Source organism: Actinoallomurus sp. NPDC052308, assembly GCF_040679195.1.
In the GTDB taxonomy this organism is placed as follows: Bacteria; Actinomycetota; Actinomycetes; order Streptosporangiales; family Streptosporangiaceae; genus Actinoallomurus; species Actinoallomurus liliacearum.
On sequence record NZ_JBFAUM010000001.1, the window covers coordinates 1,060,087 to 1,079,241 of the forward strand.

23 protein-coding genes are annotated in these 19,155 nt (G+C 70.7%); 12 read left to right on the forward strand and 11 right to left on the reverse strand.

Annotated elements, in window-relative coordinates; genetic code table 11:
- Positions 1 to 2: 2 nt before the first annotated feature.
- A complete protein-coding gene (locus AB0L00_RS05335) occupies positions 3 to 578 on the reverse strand; it encodes a TetR/AcrR family transcriptional regulator (RefSeq protein WP_345359959.1) in 576 nt (191 codons plus the stop codon).
- Positions 579 to 684: 106 nt separating this feature from the next.
- Here AB0L00_RS05335 and AB0L00_RS05340 point away from each other — a divergent pair, with 106 nt between their 5' ends.
- A complete protein-coding gene (locus AB0L00_RS05340; protein WP_364428625.1) occupies positions 685 to 1,317 on the forward strand; it encodes an oxygenase MpaB family protein in 633 nt (210 codons plus the stop codon).
- Positions 1,318 to 1,334: 17 nt separating this feature from the next.
- Positions 1,335 to 2,126: an SDR family NAD(P)-dependent oxidoreductase gene (locus tag AB0L00_RS05345; RefSeq protein ID WP_364428628.1), complete on the forward strand. Its 792-nt coding sequence runs from the start codon at positions 1,335 to 1,337 to the stop codon at positions 2,124 to 2,126.
- 9 nt (positions 2,127 to 2,135) lie between these two features.
- On the opposite strand, the gene AB0L00_RS05350 is transcribed toward AB0L00_RS05345, so the two are convergent.
- The 3 genes from AB0L00_RS05350 to AB0L00_RS05360 all read right to left on the reverse strand — a co-directional run bounded on the left by AB0L00_RS05350 (position 2,136) and on the right by AB0L00_RS05360 (position 4,676).
- Positions 2,136 to 2,534, reverse strand: a complete 399-nt coding sequence (locus AB0L00_RS05350) for a DUF3224 domain-containing protein (RefSeq protein WP_364428631.1) — start codon at positions 2,532 to 2,534, stop codon at positions 2,136 to 2,138.
- 43 nt (positions 2,535 to 2,577) lie between these two features.
- On the reverse strand, positions 2,578 to 3,237 hold the full coding sequence (gene nucS / locus AB0L00_RS05355) for an endonuclease NucS (protein ID WP_345359947.1): 660 nt from the start codon (positions 3,235 to 3,237) through the stop codon (positions 2,578 to 2,580).
- A 71-nt stretch (positions 3,238 to 3,308) separates the two neighbouring features.
- Positions 3,309 to 4,676: an aminotransferase class I/II-fold pyridoxal phosphate-dependent enzyme gene (locus tag AB0L00_RS05360; protein WP_364428634.1), complete on the reverse strand. Its 1,368-nt coding sequence runs from the start codon at positions 4,674 to 4,676 to the stop codon at positions 3,309 to 3,311.
- Between the two features lie 188 nt (positions 4,677 to 4,864).
- On the opposite strand from AB0L00_RS05360, the gene AB0L00_RS05365 reads away from it, so the two are divergent.
- From AB0L00_RS05365 to AB0L00_RS05385, 5 genes are all read left to right on the forward strand, one after another.
- The gene (locus tag AB0L00_RS05365; RefSeq protein WP_364428637.1) at positions 4,865 to 5,752 is read left to right on the forward strand and encodes a hypothetical protein; all 888 of its coding nucleotides are present in this window, start codon (positions 4,865 to 4,867) and stop codon (positions 5,750 to 5,752) included.
- Positions 5,749 to 6,540, forward strand: a complete 792-nt coding sequence (locus AB0L00_RS05370; RefSeq protein ID WP_364428640.1) for a nitrilase-related carbon-nitrogen hydrolase — start codon at positions 5,749 to 5,751, stop codon at positions 6,538 to 6,540. The genes AB0L00_RS05365 and AB0L00_RS05370 overlap by 4 nt, the downstream gene beginning before the upstream one ends.
- A 10-nt stretch (positions 6,541 to 6,550) precedes the next feature.
- A complete protein-coding gene (locus AB0L00_RS05375; protein ID WP_364428642.1) occupies positions 6,551 to 7,492 on the forward strand; it encodes an ABC transporter substrate-binding protein in 942 nt (313 codons plus the stop codon).
- A gap of 7 nt (positions 7,493 to 7,499) precedes the next feature.
- A complete protein-coding gene (locus tag AB0L00_RS05380; RefSeq protein WP_364428645.1) occupies positions 7,500 to 8,450 on the forward strand; it encodes an amino acid ABC transporter permease in 951 nt (316 codons plus the stop codon).
- Positions 8,451 to 8,547: 97 nt separating this feature from the next.
- A complete protein-coding gene (locus AB0L00_RS05385; protein ID WP_364429019.1) occupies positions 8,548 to 9,300 on the forward strand; it encodes an amino acid ABC transporter ATP-binding protein in 753 nt (250 codons plus the stop codon).
- Here AB0L00_RS05385 and AB0L00_RS05390 read toward each other — a convergent pair.
- Both AB0L00_RS05390 and AB0L00_RS05395 read right to left on the reverse strand, forming a co-directional pair.
- Positions 9,284 to 10,534 carry a sigma-70 family RNA polymerase sigma factor gene (locus tag AB0L00_RS05390; protein WP_364428648.1) on the reverse strand — a complete coding sequence of 417 codons (1,251 nt, stop codon included), beginning with the start codon at positions 10,532 to 10,534 and terminating at the stop codon, positions 9,284 to 9,286. The two genes, AB0L00_RS05385 and AB0L00_RS05390, sit on opposite strands and share 17 nt — an antisense overlap.
- 1 nt (position 10,535) lies before the next feature.
- Complete coding sequence (locus tag AB0L00_RS05395) at positions 10,536 to 10,883, reverse strand: YciI family protein (protein WP_364428651.1); 348 nt, start codon at positions 10,881 to 10,883, stop codon at positions 10,536 to 10,538.
- Between the two features lie 201 nt (positions 10,884 to 11,084).
- On the opposite strand from AB0L00_RS05395, the gene AB0L00_RS05400 reads away from it, so the two are divergent.
- On the forward strand, positions 11,085 to 11,972 hold the full coding sequence (locus tag AB0L00_RS05400; protein WP_364428654.1) for an intradiol ring-cleavage dioxygenase: 888 nt from the start codon (positions 11,085 to 11,087) through the stop codon (positions 11,970 to 11,972).
- A 170-nt stretch (positions 11,973 to 12,142) separates the two neighbouring features.
- Here the strand turns inward: AB0L00_RS05400 and AB0L00_RS05405 are convergent, their stop codons facing one another.
- The gene (locus tag AB0L00_RS05405) at positions 12,143 to 12,892 is read right to left on the reverse strand and encodes a class I SAM-dependent methyltransferase (protein WP_364428657.1); all 750 of its coding nucleotides are present in this window, start codon (positions 12,890 to 12,892) and stop codon (positions 12,143 to 12,145) included.
- A gap of 47 nt (positions 12,893 to 12,939) precedes the next feature.
- On the reverse strand, positions 12,940 to 13,212 hold the full coding sequence (locus AB0L00_RS05410; protein WP_364428660.1) for an antibiotic biosynthesis monooxygenase: 273 nt from the start codon (positions 13,210 to 13,212) through the stop codon (positions 12,940 to 12,942).
- On the opposite strand from AB0L00_RS05410, the gene AB0L00_RS05415 reads away from it, so the two are divergent.
- Both AB0L00_RS05415 and AB0L00_RS05420 read left to right on the forward strand, forming a co-directional pair.
- On the forward strand, positions 13,211 to 13,438 hold the full coding sequence (locus AB0L00_RS05415; RefSeq protein WP_364429022.1) for a hypothetical protein: 228 nt from the start codon (positions 13,211 to 13,213) through the stop codon (positions 13,436 to 13,438). The genes AB0L00_RS05410 and AB0L00_RS05415 overlap by 2 nt on opposite strands.
- Positions 13,439 to 13,442: 4 nt before the next feature.
- Entirely contained in the window at positions 13,443 to 13,958 is a 516-nt protein-coding gene (locus AB0L00_RS05420) for a hypothetical protein (RefSeq protein WP_345359911.1), read from the forward strand.
- A 127-nt stretch (positions 13,959 to 14,085) separates the two neighbouring features.
- Here the strand turns inward: AB0L00_RS05420 and sigJ are convergent, their stop codons facing one another.
- The 3 genes from sigJ to AB0L00_RS05435 all read right to left on the reverse strand — a co-directional run bounded on the left by sigJ (position 14,086) and on the right by AB0L00_RS05435 (position 17,866).
- Entirely contained in the window at positions 14,086 to 15,021 is a 936-nt protein-coding gene (gene sigJ / locus AB0L00_RS05425; protein ID WP_364428663.1) for an RNA polymerase sigma factor SigJ, read from the reverse strand.
- 166 nt (positions 15,022 to 15,187) lie between these two features.
- Positions 15,188 to 16,429, reverse strand: coding sequence for an MFS transporter (locus AB0L00_RS05430; RefSeq protein WP_364428666.1), 1,242 nt, complete (start codon positions 16,427 to 16,429; stop codon positions 15,188 to 15,190).
- A gap of 687 nt (positions 16,430 to 17,116) precedes the next feature.
- On the reverse strand, positions 17,117 to 17,866 hold the full coding sequence (locus AB0L00_RS05435; protein WP_364428669.1) for a DUF5753 domain-containing protein: 750 nt from the start codon (positions 17,864 to 17,866) through the stop codon (positions 17,117 to 17,119).
- Between AB0L00_RS05435 and AB0L00_RS05440 the strand changes: the two genes are divergently transcribed.
- Complete coding sequence (locus AB0L00_RS05440; RefSeq protein WP_364428672.1) at positions 17,838 to 18,218, forward strand: ATP-binding protein; 381 nt, start codon at positions 17,838 to 17,840, stop codon at positions 18,216 to 18,218. The genes AB0L00_RS05435 and AB0L00_RS05440 overlap by 29 nt on opposite strands.
- Before the next feature lie 197 nt (positions 18,219 to 18,415).
- Positions 18,416 to 18,997: an AAA family ATPase gene (locus tag AB0L00_RS05445; protein WP_364428675.1), complete on the forward strand. Its 582-nt coding sequence runs from the start codon at positions 18,416 to 18,418 to the stop codon at positions 18,995 to 18,997.
- Positions 18,998 to 19,155 lie beyond the last annotated feature (158 nt).

The window sequence follows — 19,155 nt, forward strand, 5'->3', positions numbered from 1 at the left end:
GATCAATCGCTCTCTGTGAGGGCGGGGACGACATAGGTGCGCAGGAAGTCTCGAGGATCGCCGTCGCCGGGGAGGACGATCATCGAGGAGATGATCCGGAAAAGGAACTCCACCGCGCCCTCCACCGTGATGTCCGCGCGCAGCAGACCCTCCCGCTGGGCGGCCGCGAAGTACGGCCGGACGCGGTCGGCGCACAGGCGCAGCACGCTCTGGGCGGCCCCGGCCACGGCCGTCTGGGTGTGGCCGGCGGCCTCGGGGGTGAGGAGGGCCGCCACCCGCGGCTCGCCGCGCACGAACGCGACGGCGTCGATCACGCCCTCGACGATGCCGTCGGGCACCGAACTCTGCGCGCCGAGCCGCCCGGCCAGCCGGTCCAGGAAGCGGCGCAGGTCACGGAGGAGGACCTCGAGGATCACCTCGTCCCGCCCGCCGGCGAAGCTGCGGTAGACGGTCGCCCGGGACAGGCCCGCGGCCGCCGCGATGTCCTCGACGGTCGTCTTGGCGACGCCGTACCGCGCGAAACAGCGCTCGGCGGCGTTGACGACCCGCTCCCGGACGTCGGTGGTGGCCTGCGGCATGCCTCGCAGGGTACCGGTCTCGCCAGGTACGAAACGTGAGACAGATATTGCATCCTGTCGCAGATCGCGTACGGTGGTCGCCGTACCACCGAGCATCGGAGGACGGATGAGCCGGTTCGATCCGCGGACGTCCATCGACGAGGCGTTCTGGGCGATGATGGCCGCCGCGCACCTGCCGGGCGAGCAGTACACCGGGCCGCCCGGCGACCCGGGCCTGTTCGGGCCGGACTCGGCGATCTGGCACGTCCACGGCGACGTCTCGGCCGTCCTGGGCGGGGTCTCCGGGCTGATCCTCGGCACGCTGAACGAGCCGGTGACCCACGGCACCAACCGCTTCTCCGACTACCTGCGGGACCCGATCAAGCGGCTCGGCTTCACGGCGTCGTTCGTGCTCGGCATGACGTACGGCTCGACGCCCGTCGCCGAGGCGGAGGACTACTTCGCCGCGACGCGTCCTCGCCTGACCGTCAGCGAGGAGGTGCTGCAGGCCGTCGCGTTCCTGCGCCGGCCGAAGGGGCCGACCCCGGCCACCCGGATCTCCAGCGCGCTCCTCGCCCGGGTCGCCACCGACCTGCTGCCGGAGTGGGCGCTGGCCCTGCTCGGCGGGCGGCCGCCCCTCTCGCCCGCCACCCGGGTGGCCGGCCACGCCCTCATGCGCACGCTCCGGTACGGCGTGCGGTACCGCATGATCGACGAAGCGCGGACCCGTTGCGCGGCGGGCCTTGCCGACGCGGCCTGACATGTGAGGATGCCGGTATGAGGATCGCTGACGCGACCGCCCTCGTGACGGGGGCGACCGGGGGCATCGGCCAGGCCGTCGCACGGGAGCTGGCGGCGCGCGGTGCGTCGCTGGTGCTCACCGGCCGCCGCGCCGACGTGCTCGAATCCCTCGCCGCCGAGCTCGGCGCCCGGACGCTCGTCGCCGACCTCTCCGACCGCGACGGCGCCGTACGCGTCCTGGAGCAGGCCGGCCCGGTCGACATCCTCGTCGCCAACGCCGGGCTGCCCGCGAGCGGGCCGCTCACCGACTTCACGCTCGAGGAGATCGACCGCGCGGTGAACGTCAACCTGCGCGTGCCGATCGTCATGGCCCGCCTGGCGGCCGAGCAGATGACCGCGCGCGGGCGCGGTCACGTGGTCTTCGTGTCGTCGATCGCGGGCAAGGTCGCGGCGGGCGGCACCGCGCTGTACAACGCCACCAAGTTCGGGCTGCGCGGGCTCGCCCTCGGCCTCCGCGAGGACCTGCGGCCGGCCGGCGTCGGCGTCTCCGCGATCTATCCGGGGTTCATCCGGGACGCCGGGATGTTCGCCGACTCCGGGGTGAGCCTGCCGCCGGGCCTGGGCACCAACACGCCCGGCGACGTCGCCCGCGCGGTGACCCGCGCCATCGAGCGGGACCGCGCGGAGGTCGACGTCGCCCCGCCGTCCGTTCGCTTCGGGGTGGTGCTGGGCGGCCTGGCCCCCGGCCTGTTCGCCCGGATACAGCGGCGGGGCGGCGCGGACCGGCTCACCCGCGCGCTCGCCGAGGGCCAGCGCGACAAACGCTGACGCGGCGGATCAGCCGAGCTCGTAGTCGAGCGAGTAGGAGTGCCCGCCGTCCTCGGTGATGACGATCTGGCCCTCGCCCCTGATGCCCTTGAGGTCGCCGGTGCCGCTCGTCTCCACGATCTTCCAGGTCAGCCACGGCTTGCCGTGCTCGGCGCCCGCGTTGTGCTGGAGGAGGAAGGCGCCCGTGCGGCCGTCGAGCGTGCCCTCGAACCGCTCGATCCCCACGTACGCGGCGGGCCCGGCCTCGGTGCCGACGGTGGTCAGCTCGGCGGTGCTGGCGCCGGTGAGGCCCCCGCTGAACGTCTTCTCGACGTGCACCCGCGTGCACGTGGCCCCGTCCCGCTCGTCATATGGCTTCTCGGCGTCCCAGGTGTCGAGGACGAACGTTCCCTCTGCTCGCTTGCTCATGGAACCAGCATGGCGGTGAAGGCTGCCATCTTCTGTCAGGTATCTAGAAGAGCGTGCCGTCCCGCTCGATGCCCCGCAGCGCGTCGTAGTCGAGGGTGACGCAGTCGATGCCGCGGTCGGTGGCGAGCACCCGCGCCTGCGGCTTGATCTCCTGCGCGGCGAAGATCCCGCGGACCGGCGCGAGCAGCGGATCACGGTTCAGCAGTTCCAGGTAGCGGGTGAGCTGCTCGACGCCGTCGATCTCGCCGCGCCGCTTGATCTCGACGGCCACCGTCGCGCTCATGTCGTCCCGGCACAGGATGTCGACCGGCCCGATCGCCGTGGGGTACTCCCGGCGGATCAGCTTCCAGCCCTCGCCCAGCGTCGTGATGTGCTCGGCCAGCAGCTCCTGCAGGTGGGCCTCCACGCCGTCCTTCTGCAGGCCCGGATCGATGCCCAGCTCGTGGCTGGAGTCGTGCAGGATCTCCTCGATCGTCAGGATCAGCTGCTCACCGGACTTGCCGTGCGTGACCGTCCAGCGGCCCTCTTCCTCCTTGACGGTGCACGGCGGGTTCATCCAGTTCAGCGGCTTGAACGCGCGGTCGTCCGCGTGGATGGAGACGCTGCCGTCGGCTTTCATCAGGATGAGCCGCGGGGCCATGGGCAGGTGGGCGGTGAGCTTGCCGGCGTAGTCGACACTGCACCGGGCGATGACGAGGCGCACGGTCGCCCACCTTAGCCGCAGCGCCACATGGTCGTGTGCGACTTCGGCCGGGCTCCGCGGCGACGGGCCCGTCAGACATGGGCGTCGAAGCCGCCGGGGGACGCCGCGGCGCGGGCGATGAGGTCGGCGATCTCGGTCTGCCGGACCGGATCGTCGGTGAGCTGGCCGGTGGCGACGCGAAGGTGCGGCGCGGACGGGCGCACCTGGTAGCGGCTGCCCGGCACGGCCGCGACGCCGTGCGCGGCGAGCGTGACGAGGGCGGCGGACTCGTCGGCGACCGGCACCCACAGCATCAGCCCGTCCTCGTTCGCGGTGGGGATCCCGCGAGCGATGAGCGCGGCGGCGAGGCCCTCGCGCCGCCGCGCGTACACGGTACGGGCGTGGTCGACGGCGGCACGGGAACCGGGGTCCTCGAGCAGATGGGCCAGGGCGTCCTGCAGGATGCGGCTGGTCCATCCGGTGCCGAAGCTGCGCAGGACGCGGACCCGTTCGATCGTGTCGCCGGCTCCGCCGAGCACGGCGATGCGCAGGTCGGGGCCGTGGGACTTGGAGTAGGACCGGACGAGGACCGTCTGCGCGGGCAGGTGCTCGCCGACGCTCACCGGTGGCGTGGCCGCCGCCTCGCCGAGACCGTCGTCCTCGACGGCCAGGGTGCTGGTGGGGGCGAGGAGCGCGGCGAGCGCGGCCGCGCGTTCCCGGCTGAGGGAGTGGCCGCACGGGGTGTGCGCGCGCGGCTGGTAGACGAACGCCGCGGGGTTGGTGGCCAGGGCCTCGGCGAGGGAGGCGGGGATCGGGCCCTCCCGGTCGCAGGCGACGGGGATCACGTCGGCTCCCAGGGCTTCGAGGATGTCGAGCAGCCGCGCGCCCGTGGGGTCCTCGACGGCGATGCGGTCGCCGGGCAGGGCGGCGGTCTGGCACACCAGTTGCACGCCTTCGTAGCCGCCGCCGGCGACGAGCCACCCTTCGGCGGGGAACGGCCAGGTCGGCTCGACCGCGCGGCGCAGGCGCGGGGTGATGGTCTCGCGGGCGTAGTCGTTGAGGCGTTCGGCGTGGGCGGCGGCGGCGAGCGCCTTCTCCAGCGGGGGGAGCAGCGCGGGATCGGGCGCGGCGATCGCGAGGTCGATCGCCGGACGGCCGCCGAAGTCGCCGATGCGTTCGTAGCGGACCGGGTGCGGCACGCTGGGCGGCCCGACGACGACGGTGCCGCGGCGGCGCTGGGCGCTGACGACGCGGTGCCGCCGGAGGGTCGACCAGGCGTCGGCGACCGTCGCGGGGCTGACCTCGAGGACGGCGGCGAGCGCGCGGACGGTGGGCAGGCGGATGCCGGCGGGGATGTCGCCGCGCCGGATGAGGTCGGTCATGGCCGAGGCGATGCCCCGGGCGCTGCGGTCACCGATGCGCTCGGCGAGCCAGGCGGCGTCGATCGAGGGCTCGGGCATGGGCTCCCACCTGCCGTTCTATCGATTTCATTGCGATAAATCTTTGTACGATAACAAAATGAGTATTGTACTCGCTCTTCGCTGAACATATTGTCGGTCGCCATCGAGGGATGTCGAGCGAATGGAGCGTTGTGTCGGTTCCACGGATTCGCCTGGCCCTGCGCGATTGGGATCATCTGGTTCCACTCGTGACCGGCCGAGTGCGATCCCGAGACTTCGAGCTGGAGATCGAGTCACGGGCGGTGACGCCGGACGTGCTCGCCGAGCCCGAACTGGACGGGGGCGAGACGTCGTTCAGCCGGTACGCGCTGGGGCGCGGCGGCGGTGACGACCGGCTGCTGGGTCTTCCGGTGTTCGTCATGCGCGGTTTCCGGCAGCGGTGTGTGCTGGTGCGGCGCGACAGCGAGCTGACGTCGCCCAAGGACCTGGCCGAGGCCCGGATCGGGCTGACCGGCTGGCCGGACTCGGGGAACACCTGGACGCGGGCGCTGCTGCGCTCGGCGGGAGTCGACCTGGGCGGCATCGCGTGGACGGTCGGGCCGCTGGTGGCGGGGGAGACCGGCAAGGACCGGGTCGGCACGCGTCCGCTGCCGCCCAACGTCAAGGTGGCCGGTGACGGCGAGTCCCTGGTGGAGGGCCTGGCCGACGGGCGGTTCGACGCGATCTTCACGCCGTTCATGCCGGATGAGCTGTTCGGCCCCGGCAGCCGGTTCCGTCATCTGTACGACGACCACCGCGGCGCGGAGCTGGACTACTTCCGCCAGACCGGGTTCGTGCCCGGCATCCACCTCCTCGCGGTCAAGCGGGCGGTCGTGGACCGGTACCCGTGGCTGCCTTCGGCCCTGGAGGAGCTGTTCACCGAGTCGAAGCGGCTGTGGACGGAGCGGCGCCGCATGCTCACCGACACCACGCCGTGGCTGCTGGCGGAGCTGGAGGCGAGCGCGGAGATCTTCGGCCCGGACTGGATGCCGTACGGCAGGGCCGCCAACGCCGCGATGAGCGCGGCGTTCTGCGAGGAGCTGCACGCGCAGGGCATCGCCCCGCACCCGATCGACGCCGAGGAGTTGTTCGCATGAGGATCGCTGTCGGGCAGTACGCCGTCGCCGAGGACTGGACGAGCAATCTCAAGTCCTGCCAGGCGCTGATCGACGAGGCCGTCGGCGGGGGAGCGGACCTGCTGGTGCTGCCCGAGGACGCCATGGCGCTGTTCATCGACGAGCCGCTGCGGATCGTCGACGCGGCCCAGCCGCTGACCGGCCCGTTCCTGACCGGCCTGCGGGAGCACACCGCGGGCACGGCCACGACGGTCGTGGTGGGGATGCACGAACCGGCCGGCGGCGGGAAGGTGCACAACACGCTCGTGGCCGTCCGGGACGGCGAGATCGTGGCGACCTACCGCAAGGTCCACCTGTACGACGCCTTCGGGGCCCGGGAGTCGGATCGGGTGCGCCCGGGCGACGGCGAGCCGGTGGTGTTCGACTGCGCCGGATGGCAGGTCGGCCTGATGACCTGCTACGACGTAAGATTTCCGGAGATGGCGCGGCTTCTGGTCGACCGGGGTGCGGAGCTGCTGGTGCTGCCGGCGGCCTGGGTGCGCGGGCCGGCCAAGGAGTGGCACTGGGAGGTCATGGTGACCGCCCGTGCCCTGGAGAACACCTGTTACGTCGCGGCGTCCGGCGAGTGCGGCCGCCGCAACATCGGCGCGAGCATGGTCGTGGACCCGCTCGGGATCGTCCGCGGCCGCCTGGGCGATGGGCCGGGGCTGCTGTGGGCCGAGGCCGACCGCGAGGAGCTGGAGGCCGCCCGCCGCAAGCTGCCGGTGCTCGCCAATCGGCGTTTCTTCGTCGACCCGTCAATTCGTTAGGAGCATTACCGTGTCGAAACGGATCGTCGCCGCGCTCGCCGTCGCGGGTGCCCTCGTGGTGAGCGGCTGTGGCAAGAACCCGTCGGAGGTCGACGGGGGCGGCAGCGGGTCCAAGGCGTCGGGCGTCGGCGCCGCCGATCTGAAGCAGACCCTGAACCAGAAGCTGAACGACCGCCTGCCGGCGAAGGTGAAGTCCGCGGGCAAGCTGATCTCGGTGAACAACGGCTCGTTCCCGCCGTACGAGATCGCCGGTTCGGACGGCAGGTCGCTGACCGGGGCCGCCGCCGACATGGCGACCGCGCTGTCGCAGCTCATCGGCGTGAAGATCGAGCATGTGACGGTCGACGGGCTGCCGAGCGAGCTCAGCGGGATCAAGGCGGGCCGGTACGACTTCGCGATCGGTCCGATCGGTGACTTCCCCGAGCGGGAGACCGCGAACGACTTCGTCGACTGGGTCCGGGAGTTCGTGGTGTTCGCGGTGCCGAAGGGCAACCCGAAGCACATCTCCTCCATCGCCGACACGTGCGGGCTGAAGATCTCGGTGATGGCCGGTGGCTCCGCCGAAGACGTGATCAAGAAGCAGGCGCAGACCTGCGTCCAGCAGAAGAAGCCGGCCGTGCAGGTCCAGTCGTACAAGGACCAGCCGACGTCGATCCTGGCGGTGCGGTCGGGCCGGGCGGACGCGTTCTTCTCCTCCCAGGCGCCGTTGACTTACTTCGTAAAGGAGGCGGGCAACGCGCTGGAGCTGGCCGGGACGGGTAAGGCCAACGGGTTCGACGACCTGTTCCAGGGGGCGGTGGTCGCCAAGGGGTCGCCGCTGCGTGACGTGCTGGTGGACGCTTTCAAGGAGCTCATCGCCAACGGCACGTACGGCAAGGTCATGACGAAGTGGGGTCTGTCGGCGAACTCCCTGGACAAGCCCGGCGTGAACCTCGCGCCCAGGAAGGGGTGAACCGTTCGTGGCAGTGACGGAGAAGACCTCCCGCGACACGGACCCGCAGGTCGATGTCGCCGGCGCGGCGCGCACCCGGCATCCGTTGCGGTGGGTGGCCTCGCTGATCCTGCTGGTGCTGGCGGCGCAGCTCGTCCACCTGCTGGTGACCAACGACAACTTCGAGTGGGACGTCGTCGGGCGCTACTTCAACGCCCAGATCATCGGCCAGGGGATCGTGACGACGCTGGAGCTCACGGTGATCGCGATGGCGGTCGGCATCGTGGGCGGGGTGCTGCTGGCGGTGGGGCGGCTGTCGGACAACCCCCTGCTGCGGGCGTCGTGCGGGGCGTACGTCTGGTTCTTCCGCGGCATTCCGGTGCTCGTGCAACTGGTGTTCTGGTACAACCTGTCGGCGCTGCTGCCGCGGGTGTCGGTCGGGGTGCCGTTCGGGCCGGAGTTCGCGAGCGGGTCGACGAATCATCTGATCACGCCGTTGCTGGCGGCGATCCTCGGCCTCGGGCTGAACGAGGCGGCGTACATGGCGGAGATCATCCGTGGTGGGCTGCTGGCGGTCGACCCGGGGCAGATGGAGGCGGCGCACGCGCTGGGCATGAGCGACGCGCGGACGCTGCGGCGGATCGTCCTGCCGCAGGCGATGCGGTTCATCGTGCCGCCGACGGGCAGCCAGGTGATCAACATGCTGAAGGCGACGTCGCTGGTCAGCGTGATCGCGCTGGCCGACCTGCTCTACACCGTTCAGTCAATCTACAACCGGACGTTCCAGACGATCCCGCTGCTGATCGTCGCCTGCCTCTGGTACCTGGTGATCACCTCGGTGCTGTACGTGGGGCAGTCGTTCATCGAGCGGCACTACGCCCGCGGCGCCACCCGTAACGCGCCGCAGGGTTTCTGGAGCTTCGTCCTCATGCGCCGCCGCGCCCAGGCGGCCCCGACGACTCCGGAGGTGCCATCGTGACCGAGCGGAGCGAGGGAATCGAAAGCGCAGTCCGCACGATCGCCCCTCCGACGAAGGAGGCCCCGTGACCGCAGAACCGTTGGTCGATACGCCGCCGATGGTGCGGGCCTGGCAGGTCCGCAAGCGGTTCGGGCACCTGGAGGTGCTCAAGGGGATCGATCTGGACGTGCACGCGGGAGAGGTCGTCGTGGTGCTGGGCCCGTCCGGGTCGGGCAAGTCGACGTTCCTGCGGTGCATCAACCACCTGGAGACGATCGACGGCGGGTCCATCCACGTCGACGGCGAGCTGATCGGGTTCCGCGCGGACGGCGGCCGGGTGCGGCATCTGCGCAAGCGCGAGGTCACCCGGCAGCGCCGTGAGATCGGCATGGTGTTCCAGCAGTTCAACCTGTTCCCGCACCTGACGGTCCTGCAGAACGTGATCGAGGCGCCGACGGGCGTACGCGGTGAGCCGCGCGCGCAGGCCCGGGAGCGTGCGCTGGAACTGCTGCGGAAGGTCGGCCTGGAGGACCGGGCCGGAGCGTATCCGCGGCAGTTGTCGGGCGGGCAGCAGCAGCGGGTCGCGATCGCCCGTGCGCTGGCGATGCGGCCGAAGCTGATGCTGTTCGACGAGCCGACCAGTGCGCTGGACCCCGAGCTGGTCGGCGAGGTCCTGGCCACTATGAAGGCGCTGGCCGAGGAGGGCCTGACGATGGTGGTGGTGACGCACGAGGTCGGGTTCGCGCGGGAGGTCGCCGACCGGGTCGTGTTCATGGACGGCGGTGTGATCGTCGAGTCGGGTCCGCCCGCGCAGGTGCTGGACGCCCCGTCCAACCCGCGGACGCGGGCGTTCCTCAGCCGGGTGCTGTGACCTCCGGCCCCTCGCCGGTGAGCGCCTGAAGGCGAAGGCGCAGGAAGTCGCGCTCGACGGTGTTCTCGGTACGGGCGATCGCCGCCTCGTACGCCGGCTCGGCCTCAATGGTGCGGCCGAGGCGGCGCAGCAGATCGGCCCGCACGGCGTGGTACACGTGGTGGCGGTCGAGGTCCAGAGCGTCGACGAGCGCGAGCGCCGCCTCGGGCCCCGCCACCTCGGCCACCGCGACGGCGCGGTTCAGCGCCACGACCGGGCTCGGGTCGAGGGCGAGGTGCAGGTCGTACAGCCGCAGGATCTGCCCCCAGTCCGTGGCGGCGGCGTCCGGCGCGTCACTGTGCACCGCGTTGATCGCCGCCTGGATCTGGTACGGCCCCGGCCGATCACGCCGTAGACACCGGCGGACGAGGTCCTGTCCCTCGGCGATCAGGTCCCGGTCCCAGAGGCTCCGGTCCTGCCCGGGCAGCGGGACCAGGGACCCGTCGGGCCCGGTACGGGCCGCCCTGCGCGACTCCAGCAGGAGCATCAGCGCGAGCAGCCCCGCGACCTCGGGCTCGTCGGGCATCAGCTCGGCCAGGAGCCTGCCGAGGCGGATCGCCTCCGCGCACAGCTCCTCCCGGACCAGCCGATCACCGGAGCCGGCCACGTAGCCCTCGTTGAAGATCAGGTAGACGACGGCCAGCACGGCTCGCAGCCGGTCGGGCAGGTCCGCCTCGTCGGGGATCCGGTACGGGATCCCGGCGTCGCGGATCTTCCCCTTCGCCCGGACGAGCCGCTGAGCCATCGTCGGCTCGGGCACCAGGAACGCGCGGGCGATCTCCGCGGTGGTCAGGCCGCCCAGGAGCCGGAGCGTCAGCGCGACCCGCGCGGCCGGCGCCAGTGCCGGATGGCAGCAGGTGAAGATCAAACGGAGCCGGTCGTCGCGCACCGGACCCTCCTCGGGCGGCTCGTCGGCGGCGTACAGCAGGGCGGCCTGGGCGTGCCGGTCCGCGCGCGAGGCCTCCCGCCGCAGCCGGTCGATCACGCGGTTGCGGGCGGTGGTGATGATCCATCCCGCCGGACTCGGCGGCGGCCCGGCGGACGGCCAGCGCCGCAGCGCCTCGGCGAAGGCGTCCTGGACCGCCTCCTCGGCGATGCCGATGTCGCCGAAGACACGGACCAGGACGGCCACCGCGCGGCCGTACTCCTCACGGAAGACCCGCTCGACCCGTGCGGTGGCGGAGGGCGCGGTCATGTCAGTCGCCGTCCAGCATGGGCCGCACCTCCACGGGCAGCGTCGTGATGCGGGTGAACTCGGCCGCCCACTTCAGGGCGGCGTCCAGATCGGCCACCCGAATGATCGTGAAGCCGCCGATGTGCTCCTTGCCCTCGGTGTAGGGGCCGTCGGTGGTCAGCGTCTCGCCGTCCCGGAGCCGTACGACCGTAGCCGTGTCGGCGGGATGAAGCCCCCCTGTGAAGACCCAGGCGTCGGCGGCCTTGAGCTCCTCGTTCCAGGCCTCGACCTTCTGCATGATCTTCTCCAGCTCGCCGGCGGGCGGCGGGTCTCCGTCGGGCTGGTAGACGGTGAGGATGTACTGCTTCATCGGAGTCCTCTCCTCGGTCGTGGGGTGCTGCCGTGTCTCACCCCCTATACGAACCACACTCCGCCGGATCGACGGACGGCGGCGGGAAATCTCACGGTTCTCAGTCCGCTCTCATCCGAATCTCATGGGAGACCCCTAGCGTCCTCCACGCGGGGGCCGACTGATCGTCATAGCCGATGTCAACCAAGGGTGGGCGAGCGCATGACCGACCACGAACAGCAGGAGCAGTCCCCGAAAGCCGGCGGCGTGAACCGCCGCGCGGCCCTCACCGCCCTCGGCGGGGCGGGTCTCGGCGCCGCCGGAGTCGTCGCGCTGGGCCGCGCGGCGGCCGGCGCCTCCACCACGCGCACGCCAGGCGGCCCGAGCCCGGCGTGCGTACTCGTTCCGGAGCTGACCGAGGGCCCGTACTACCTCGACTACGAGCTCTTCCGCCGCGACATCACCGAGCGCAAGGAGGGCGTGCCCGTCATCCTGCGCGCCACCGTCGTCAACGCGGCCACCTGCGCGCCCATCCCGAAGGCCGCGCTGGACATCTGGCACTGCGACGCGCTCGGCGAGTACTCCGGATACACCGCCATGGGCGTCGGTGGCGCGAACGGCGGCGGCCCCGGCGGGCCACCGCCGACCGGCACGCCGACCGCGCCGCCGCCCGGATCGCCGCCGCCGGGCGGCGGTGGAGGGCACGCCGAGCCGACCGACAAGCTCACCTTCCTGCGGGGCGTCCAGCTCACCGACCGGCACGGCGTCGTGGAGTTCCGCACGCTGTACCCCGGCTGGTACATCGGCCGGGCGATCCACATCCACGCCAAGGTCCACATCGGCGGCAAGGTCGTCGGCCGGAAGTACACCGGCGGCCACGTGGCCCACACCGGCCAGTTCTTCTTCGACGAGAACGTCACCGAGCGGATCGGCGAGCTCCAGCCGTACGCCATCAACACCACCCGGCGCACGAAGCTGGAGGAGGACGGCATCTACCAGAGCGGCGGATCGGCCGGCCTCCTGACCCTGCGCCCGCTCCGCAAGGGCCCGATCACCCACGGCCTGCTCGCCACGATCGTCGTCGGCGTGAACCCCGACGCCACCCCGTGAACCCCCGGGCGACCCGCCTGAAGTTGCGCCGGGCGGGTCGCCCGGTCCCCGCCCGGCATGCCGCCGCGGCCGCCAGAGACGAGCGGCGTACGAAGGGGCCGGCGCGGAGAACCGCGCCGGCCCCTTCAGCGGCGGCGGCAGGCAACGCCGCTCAGGAGCCTGCGAACGGCTCAGCGGTCATGCGCGCGGCGCAGGCAGAGGGTGAGGAATCCGAAAGTGCCGCGATAGCCGTGCAGCCAGTCGGTACGGTGCTCGGCCGCGACCCTGAGGGCCTGATCACTGTCCGGATGCTCGGGGTGTTCGAGAGCCCAGCGAGACAGGGTGCCGGTCCAGGACCATTCGTAGTCGTCCCACTCCTGCCGTGTGCTGACGTGCCCGTAGATCGGCACCCACCCGCGGTCCGTGATCCGGTCGACGGTCGTGGCGAGATCGTCGTACTCCTCGGCCTCGAACCCGGCGTCGAGAGTCGCCCGGCCCGGCGGACGTTCCCAGAAGCCGTCACCGACGAGCAGCCCGCCGTCGGACGCGAGATGACCAGCGGCCGCGTCGAGGGTCGGCAGGAGCCCGCCGAAAGCATGGGCGGCGCCCACGCTGAGCACCAGATCGAATCGGTTCGGTGCGGTGAAGTCCTTGGCATCCATCGCGTGGAAGACGACCCGGTCGGACACTCCTGCGGCGGTCGCGGCCTTCTCCGCGCGAGCGATCGCCGAGGCGTCGGTGTCGACGCCCACCGCCCGCAGCCCGGGACGGTCGGCCAGCGCACGTATCAACCAGGTCCCCGCTCCGCAGCCGAGATCGAGGACCCGTTCGTCGCTCCGCCGGAGAGCGCGATCGAGCAGGACCCCCACCGATTCGTCCGAGATCGGAGCCGCGATGGGATGGTCGCCGTGGGCGATGGCGCTGATTTCCTGACGGTCCATGGCTGCATCTTGCGGTCTGCTCCGCCCGAAGTCCTCCGATTTTCCGCTCAGGCCCCAACGGTCGGATAGGGACTTCTCAGCACGCCGAAGTACGCCTCGGGCGCCCCTTTCAGGTGGGCCGGCAGTTCGTCCATGAAGCCGTCCTCCTGCTCGTGGAGGTGGTACTGAAGGCTGCCCTCGTGCCCTCGGGACGGCTCGACCAGGTCCATCAGCAACCGCCGGAGTTCGTCGGCGTGGCCGGGCCTGGTCGGTCCGGAGGCCCCCGCCACCGTCGCCCGCATCCGCGCGCTGCTCGCCGCCGGGCTCCCCACCAGGGTCATCCGCGAGCTCATGCCGTGTTTCGCCGGCGACGGCACCGAGCTCCAGGCGTGCGTGCTCGACCACCTCAGAACCCAGATGGCCGACCTGGACTCCCGCATCGCCGACCTCACCCAGGCGCGTACGGCGCTCGGCGACATCCTCGAAGCCTCCACCCGCGCCCTCGCCTTAACCGGCCTCACCCGCCCCGCGCTCGGCCGCCCGCCGACGGCGCAGCGGTTAGCTTGATCGGGTGACCGTGCGGCACTACCGATACGTCGGTCCCGTCGATCTGCTCTCGACGGTCAAGCCGGGCGAGGAGGGATACGGGATCGGCTCTCCCGGCGACCTCATCGCCTGGCTCACCGGCCGAGACGCCGCCGAACTCGATGAGCCCTTCACCTTTGTCGTCGACCTGACCGGGACGCTGCGGCTGGCGCCACGGCGAAGCGAGCACGTCGCCTGTGCGGGCGGAGCGCCCGTTCTGGGCGCCGGAGAGTTGTCCTTCCACCACCGCCAGGGCCGCTGGATCGTGCACGAGATCAGCAACCAGTCCACCGGCTACTGCCCGGACGTCACGACCTGGCCCGTGGTCCGCGACGCTCTCGACCGCGCCGGCCTCGAGCACCCGGACGCCTTCACCCACCCGGTCGTCTTCCGCCGCTGCCCGGCCTGCGCGGAGCGGAACGTCGTCCGAGACGACGACTACCACTGCGCCTTCTGCGACACGGAGCTTCCCACCACCTGGAATGTCGACCCACGCGCCTGACCGGGCCGGGCCGCATTCGGCCGCTCATGCCTACGGCCGAGCGGAACGCTCGGCGAAGCGACGCAGGAGCGCGGCGAACCGCCAGAAAGCGCGGCCGGAGAGCCGCTTCCGCCGAGCGTGGCTCCCGTCAGCCCGTCGTCCAGGGCCCGAGCTTGTCGGGGTTGCGTACCGCCCAGATGCGCTTGACCCGGTCGTCGGCGACCTCGAACGCGAACACCGTCACGGTGACGCCGTCCTGCTGGATCACCAGACCTGGCTGACCGTTGACCGTACGCTCCAGGAGCGTCACGCTGGCGAGTGCCCTGGCGGCGAGGTCGACGACGTAGTGCGCGATCTGGTCGCGGCCTTCGATCGGGCGGAGCGCGGCGGCGACGACGCCGCCGCCGTCGGCGATCACCGTGGCGTCGGGGTCGAGGAGGCCGATGAGGCTGTTCAGGTCCTTGGCCTCCCATGCCTGTTTGAAATCCCTGACGATTCCGGCCTGCCGGTTCGCGGAAGGCGCCGGAGCCTGCGATTCGCGAATGCGGCGGCGGGCCGAGGAGGCCAGTTGGCGGCATGCCGCCGGCGTACGGCCGACGATGTCGGCCACTTCGGCGAAGGAGTAGCGGAAGACGTCGTGCAGGACGAACGCGACACGCTCGGCCGGCGTCATCGATTCGAGCACGACGAGAAAGGCCATGCTGACCGACTCGTCGAGAGTGACCCGGTCCGCCGGATCGCCCGTGGTGTCCGACCGCCCGTTGATCCACTCGGTGGGTTCGGGCAGCGGCTCGGGAACCCATTCGCCCACGTAGCGCTCCCGCCTGGCGCGTGCCGAGCCGAGCAGGTCCAGGCAGATGCGACCAGCGACCTTCGTCAGCCAGGCACCGGGGGATTCGATGGCCTGCTGTTGCTGCGGCGACATGGCGTACCAGCGGGTGTAGGTCTCTTGCACGACGTCCTCGGCGTCGGCCAGGGAGCCGAGCAGGCGGTACGCGAGATTGATCAGCTGCCGCCGCTCGCTCATGATCGCGTTCAGGCCCGGATCGGGCCGACCGTGCCCCGACTCGGACTGGGTGCTCATGGTGTCGCCGACTCCCTCGGTCGCAGTTGCCGTCACCGATTCGACGAGACAGCGCACCGAAGTGTGAGGTCGGCGCACCGCCTCACACCCAGGGCGGCCGTGTCGTCGTACGGCTCGGAAGAGCACACCATCCGGGAAGGCCCGCTATCGCCTGATCGGACCGGGGCTAAGAGTTCCGGACAAGATGGCCTTGAGCGCGACCTGCGGAAGTGGATCGAACCGAGCGATCGTTCCCGCCCAGCGTGATCACCGCGGCAATGGCGATGGCGGCCGAGATGATCGCCGTTGTCACAGGCCAGCCGAACCGTTCGACGGCCATGGCGCCGAATGCCGTCCCGAGGCTTCCGCCGACGAAGTAGACGAACATGTAGGCGCTGTTGAACCGCGCGGGTGCCGCGGGGTCGATCGCGAGGATGGTGCTCTGATTCGCGACTTGTGCGGCGAACAGCCCGGCGTCGAACAGCGCCAGACAGGCCAAGGCCGCGGCGGCACTCGGGAGGACGAACCCGACGATCGCCGCCGCGGCTCCGGAGATCACCAGGCCTACGAGGATCACGCGGCGCGCGCCCACACGATCGGTGCACATGCCCGAGATCCGGGTGGCGAGAATGCCGAGGAGGCCGGCAAGCGCGTACATGCCGATACGTTCTGCCGAGTACGAGTAAGGGGGCTTCGAGAGCGCCACCGCCAGCCCGGCCCACAGCGCACAGAACGCGAAGAACCACAGGGCACCACGGGCAGCGGCCAGCCGCAACGCGGGATGCCGGACGAACAGGCCCGGAATCGACCTCAGCGTGGCGAGATAACCACGCTCGGCTCTTCCCCGGGTGCCCGGGACCACCAGCAGCAAGCCCACCGCGACGGCCGCGCAGGCCGCAGCGAACATCATGAGCATGCCACGCCAGCCGATCACCTCGGCGAGCCAGCCGCCGACGATCCGGCCGGCGAGGATCCCCGCCGATATCCCGGCCGTCACGATCCCCAGCGTCGCCGCTCGCCGATGCGGGGACGCGAGCCGGCCGACCACCGAACTGAGGCCCGCGCCGACTGCCGAGCAGGCCCCGGTCACGCCGATCGCCGCGCCCAACGCCCATACATCGCCGACGACGGCACTCACGAACAGGGCGGCCGCCAGGACGCCGACCTGCGCCGACAGCACCCGCCCCGGAGGAAATCGGTCGACCAGGGGGACGAGCAGACCGAGTCCGACCATGTACCCCATCGGTCCGCACGCAAGCGCTACCCCGACCGCGGCGAGCGAGGCGTCCAACGAGCTCGCCACCTCGGCGATCGCCGGCTGCAAGGGGTAGATCGTCGCTGTCCCGAGCGCAGCCGCAAGCGACATGAACCAGACGACAGGGCTGGGCAATCGGTGGTGCTGATCGCCGTCGGCAATATCGGTTTTCACACGTCAACCGTAGGAAGCGTCGGCGCCACGATGCTGGCAGGAAACAGACATTGACGTCACCACGGATGAGGCGGTGCCGAGTCCCGCCGGCGCCGTTCCCCGCGATGGGCGTCAGCCGTTCACCGTCGGCCAGGTGCACCTGATCCACCGGATCGTCGCGCGTCAGGGACGAAGTCAGGCCGAAATCCGCCGAACGGGAGGGACCGGACCCACCTGCGAGGGGCGCATTTCCTGGAGTGTCTACTGGGAGGAGATATTTCTACTCCCAGTAGACGGCGCAGAAAGACCAGAGGCGCCCCGGCGGACGACGATCCTGCATCAAGCGGCCGCCGGCGGTCCGGCCGCATCCGATGATCCACTGCCGGATCAGCCGCAGGCCAGAGGCTCGGCGAAGCTCTGGCGCAGACGTGGCGAACCAGGTCGGAGCGCGGCCGGTCGGACCGCTTCACCGAGCATCCGGTACGCCCACCGAAGGCCAACAGCGCTCGACCCGGCTACTGCTTGGCGCGATCCGTCCGAAAAATCCCTATCGCCCGCTGAGACCAGGACGCACGACGGCGACTTCGCCGCCCTGGTTTCCGCTGCGGCTGCTCGTCCGCCAAAGGGCGGCCACCTGTACGCACGTGCCGCCCTGGTTTGCGCTGTGGCTGCTGGTACGCCAAGACGCCTTAGAGAGACTGACAATCGTCATAGTTCCGACAGTACCCGCTGCATGAATTTTTGGCTGTCGCGATCGGAGAGAGCGGTCGCGTGCAGGTGTTCGAAAGCTGCTGAATAAGCCCTGACCTGGGTGTTCTCTTCTCGATAGGACATCTCGGTCAGTGAGTCGACTGTCGCGACTTGAAGGTCACTGCGACTGCCGACGTGCATGACGCCAAATGCGCTGGCCACGCCCAAGTGTGCGCCTGCACTGAACGGGATCACCTGAATAGTTACATGAGGTAGAACCGAAATGTCGAGCAGAATCTGGAGTTGGGCTCGCATGAGCTTGCGGCCGCCGACCTCACGCCGCAGCGCGGCCTCGTCCAGGATCGTCCGCAGCCTGGGTGGGTCAGCTTCGTGCAGCAGTTCCTGGCGGCGCATTCGCACGGCGACGAGCCGATCGACACGCTCGGGATCGTCCGCGAACGGGCCTGTCTCCATGAGGGCGCGGGCGTACGCCTCGGTCTGAAGCAGTCCAGGGACCAGGATCAGTTCGAACAGTCCGATGAAGGTGGCGTCGGCTTCTAGGCCGATGAAGTCCATCATCTCGGGGGAGAGGTCGGTGGCGTAGCGCTGCCACCAGCCCTTCTTGCGGCCGTTGCGGCACCAGTCGAAGAGGCGGTCCCGTACGGCGGGGTCGGTGACGGCGTACTTGCCGAGGATGTACTCCAGGTCCCGTACCGGGACGTGGTGCAGGCCCTTCTCGATGCGGCTCAGCGACGACGGTGAGCGCATCAGGACGCGGGCCGCCTCATCTAAGGTGAGGCCGGCCGTCCGGGACCCGGTGGGGGAGGACCCCCCGGCCGTCGACGACGCCGAGTCGTGCGCCAGTGAGCTGGTGACCAACGCGGTCGTGCACACCGAGTCCGGCAGGGGCGGCCACGTCAGCATCACGGTCGCGCGGGACGGCGACGTGCTGGAGGTCTGCGTCGCGGACGACGGCGCGGGCGGCGAGGTGCCGCACGTGCGGGACGAGGCGTTCGCGGAGAACGGCCGGGGCATCGTCATCGTGACCGCGCTCGCCGCCGAATGGGGTGTCGAGGCCGAACGCGACGGCACCACGACCTGGTTCCGCCTGCGCGGCTGAGCTCGACCGGCACGCCAGGGTTCCCCGTGCTTGATCGCTACCCTGGAAGCGCCCGCGCGCCCCTCGCGCGCCATCCTCCGCGCGCCACTTCTCTTACGGCCGCGCGCCTCTCCCCATCTCGCCGCAGTGCGCCACCGGCGAACTCCCGCTCACCCCGAGCGTGTTCCCGCATTTCCCCGTACCGAGGAGGATCTCGCATGTCCGTTCAGTCGCAGAGCCGGTTCGTCGTGGTCACCGGCGGGCCCGGAGCCGGGAAGACGACGCTGATCGAGCAACTGCGCCGCGAGCGGTTCGCGTGCGCGCCGGAGGGTGGTCGCGCGATCATCCAGGATCAGGTGGCCATCGGCGGCGAGGCGCTGCCCTGGCGTGACCCCGGGCTGTTCGCCGAACTCATGCTCGGCTGGGACCTGCGCTCCTACCGGCACGCGACGGAGTACGGGGCGGCCGGGAACACCCCGGTCTTCTTCGATCGCGGCGTTGTCGACGTCATCGGCTATCTCCGGCTCATGCGGCCGCCCGTACCGCCGCACCTGCACGCCGCCGCGCAGCGGTTCCGGTACGACCGCCGGGTGTTCGTCGCCCCGCACTGGCCGGAGATCTACCGGCGGGACGACGACCGTCGTCAGACTCCCGAGGAGGCGGAGCGGACCTTCCACGCCTGCGTCGCGGCCTACACCGACTATGGCTATGAACCGGTCCTCCTTCCCCGCACCGGGGTGACGGAACGTGCTTGCTTCGTCCTTGACGCGATCGGACACGCTACGCAAAAGACCTGGTGAAGGCGGCCTGGGGTTTGCTAAAGCACACGCTTATCTCCAGCCAAGCATCAGTGAAACTTCAGCCTTATGGCGAGATATGGGTTGATTCGGGGAGTGATGCGAGGTCGAGTGGAGTGTGGATGGGCGCCGCATATCGCGTACCGGTTCAGACCAGAGCG

Coding starts and splice junctions, on each gene's coding strand:
- AB0L00_RS05410 (WP_364428660.1), bottom strand. CDS start 13,212: ATGACCCTGGTGGGGAGCCCGGCGGCGAGCAGCGCGCGGATGCGGGCG.
- AB0L00_RS05445 (WP_364428675.1), top strand. CDS start 18,416: ATGTCCGTTCAGTCGCAGAGCCGGTTCGTCGTGGTCACCGGCGGGCCC.
- AB0L00_RS05350 (WP_364428631.1), bottom strand. CDS start 2,534: ATGAGCAAGCGAGCAGAGGGAACGTTCGTCCTCGACACCTGGGACGCC.
- AB0L00_RS05435 (WP_364428669.1), bottom strand. CDS start 17,866: ATGCGCTCACCGTCGTCGCTGAGCCGCATCGAGAAGGGCCTGCACCAC.
- AB0L00_RS05345 (WP_364428628.1), top strand. CDS start 1,335: ATGAGGATCGCTGACGCGACCGCCCTCGTGACGGGGGCGACCGGGGGC.
- AB0L00_RS05370 (WP_364428640.1), top strand. CDS start 5,749: ATGAGGATCGCTGTCGGGCAGTACGCCGTCGCCGAGGACTGGACGAGC.
- AB0L00_RS05360 (WP_364428634.1), bottom strand. CDS start 4,676: ATGCCCGAGCCCTCGATCGACGCCGCCTGGCTCGCCGAGCGCATCGGT.
- sigJ (WP_364428663.1), bottom strand. CDS start 15,021: ATGAGCACCCAGTCCGAGTCGGGGCACGGTCGGCCCGATCCGGGCCTG.
- AB0L00_RS05400 (WP_364428654.1), top strand. CDS start 11,085: ATGACCGACCACGAACAGCAGGAGCAGTCCCCGAAAGCCGGCGGCGTG.
- AB0L00_RS05385 (WP_364429019.1), top strand. CDS start 8,548: ATGGTGCGGGCCTGGCAGGTCCGCAAGCGGTTCGGGCACCTGGAGGTG.
- AB0L00_RS05395 (WP_364428651.1), bottom strand. CDS start 10,883: ATGAAGCAGTACATCCTCACCGTCTACCAGCCCGACGGAGACCCGCCG.
- AB0L00_RS05440 (WP_364428672.1), top strand. CDS start 17,838: ATGCGGCTCAGCGACGACGGTGAGCGCATCAGGACGCGGGCCGCCTCA.
- AB0L00_RS05340 (WP_364428625.1), top strand. CDS start 685: ATGAGCCGGTTCGATCCGCGGACGTCCATCGACGAGGCGTTCTGGGCG.
- AB0L00_RS05390 (WP_364428648.1), bottom strand. CDS start 10,534: ATGACCGCGCCCTCCGCCACCGCACGGGTCGAGCGGGTCTTCCGTGAG.
- AB0L00_RS05335 (WP_345359959.1), bottom strand. CDS start 578: ATGCCGCAGGCCACCACCGACGTCCGGGAGCGGGTCGTCAACGCCGCC.
- AB0L00_RS05405 (WP_364428657.1), bottom strand. CDS start 12,892: ATGGACCGTCAGGAAATCAGCGCCATCGCCCACGGCGACCATCCCATC.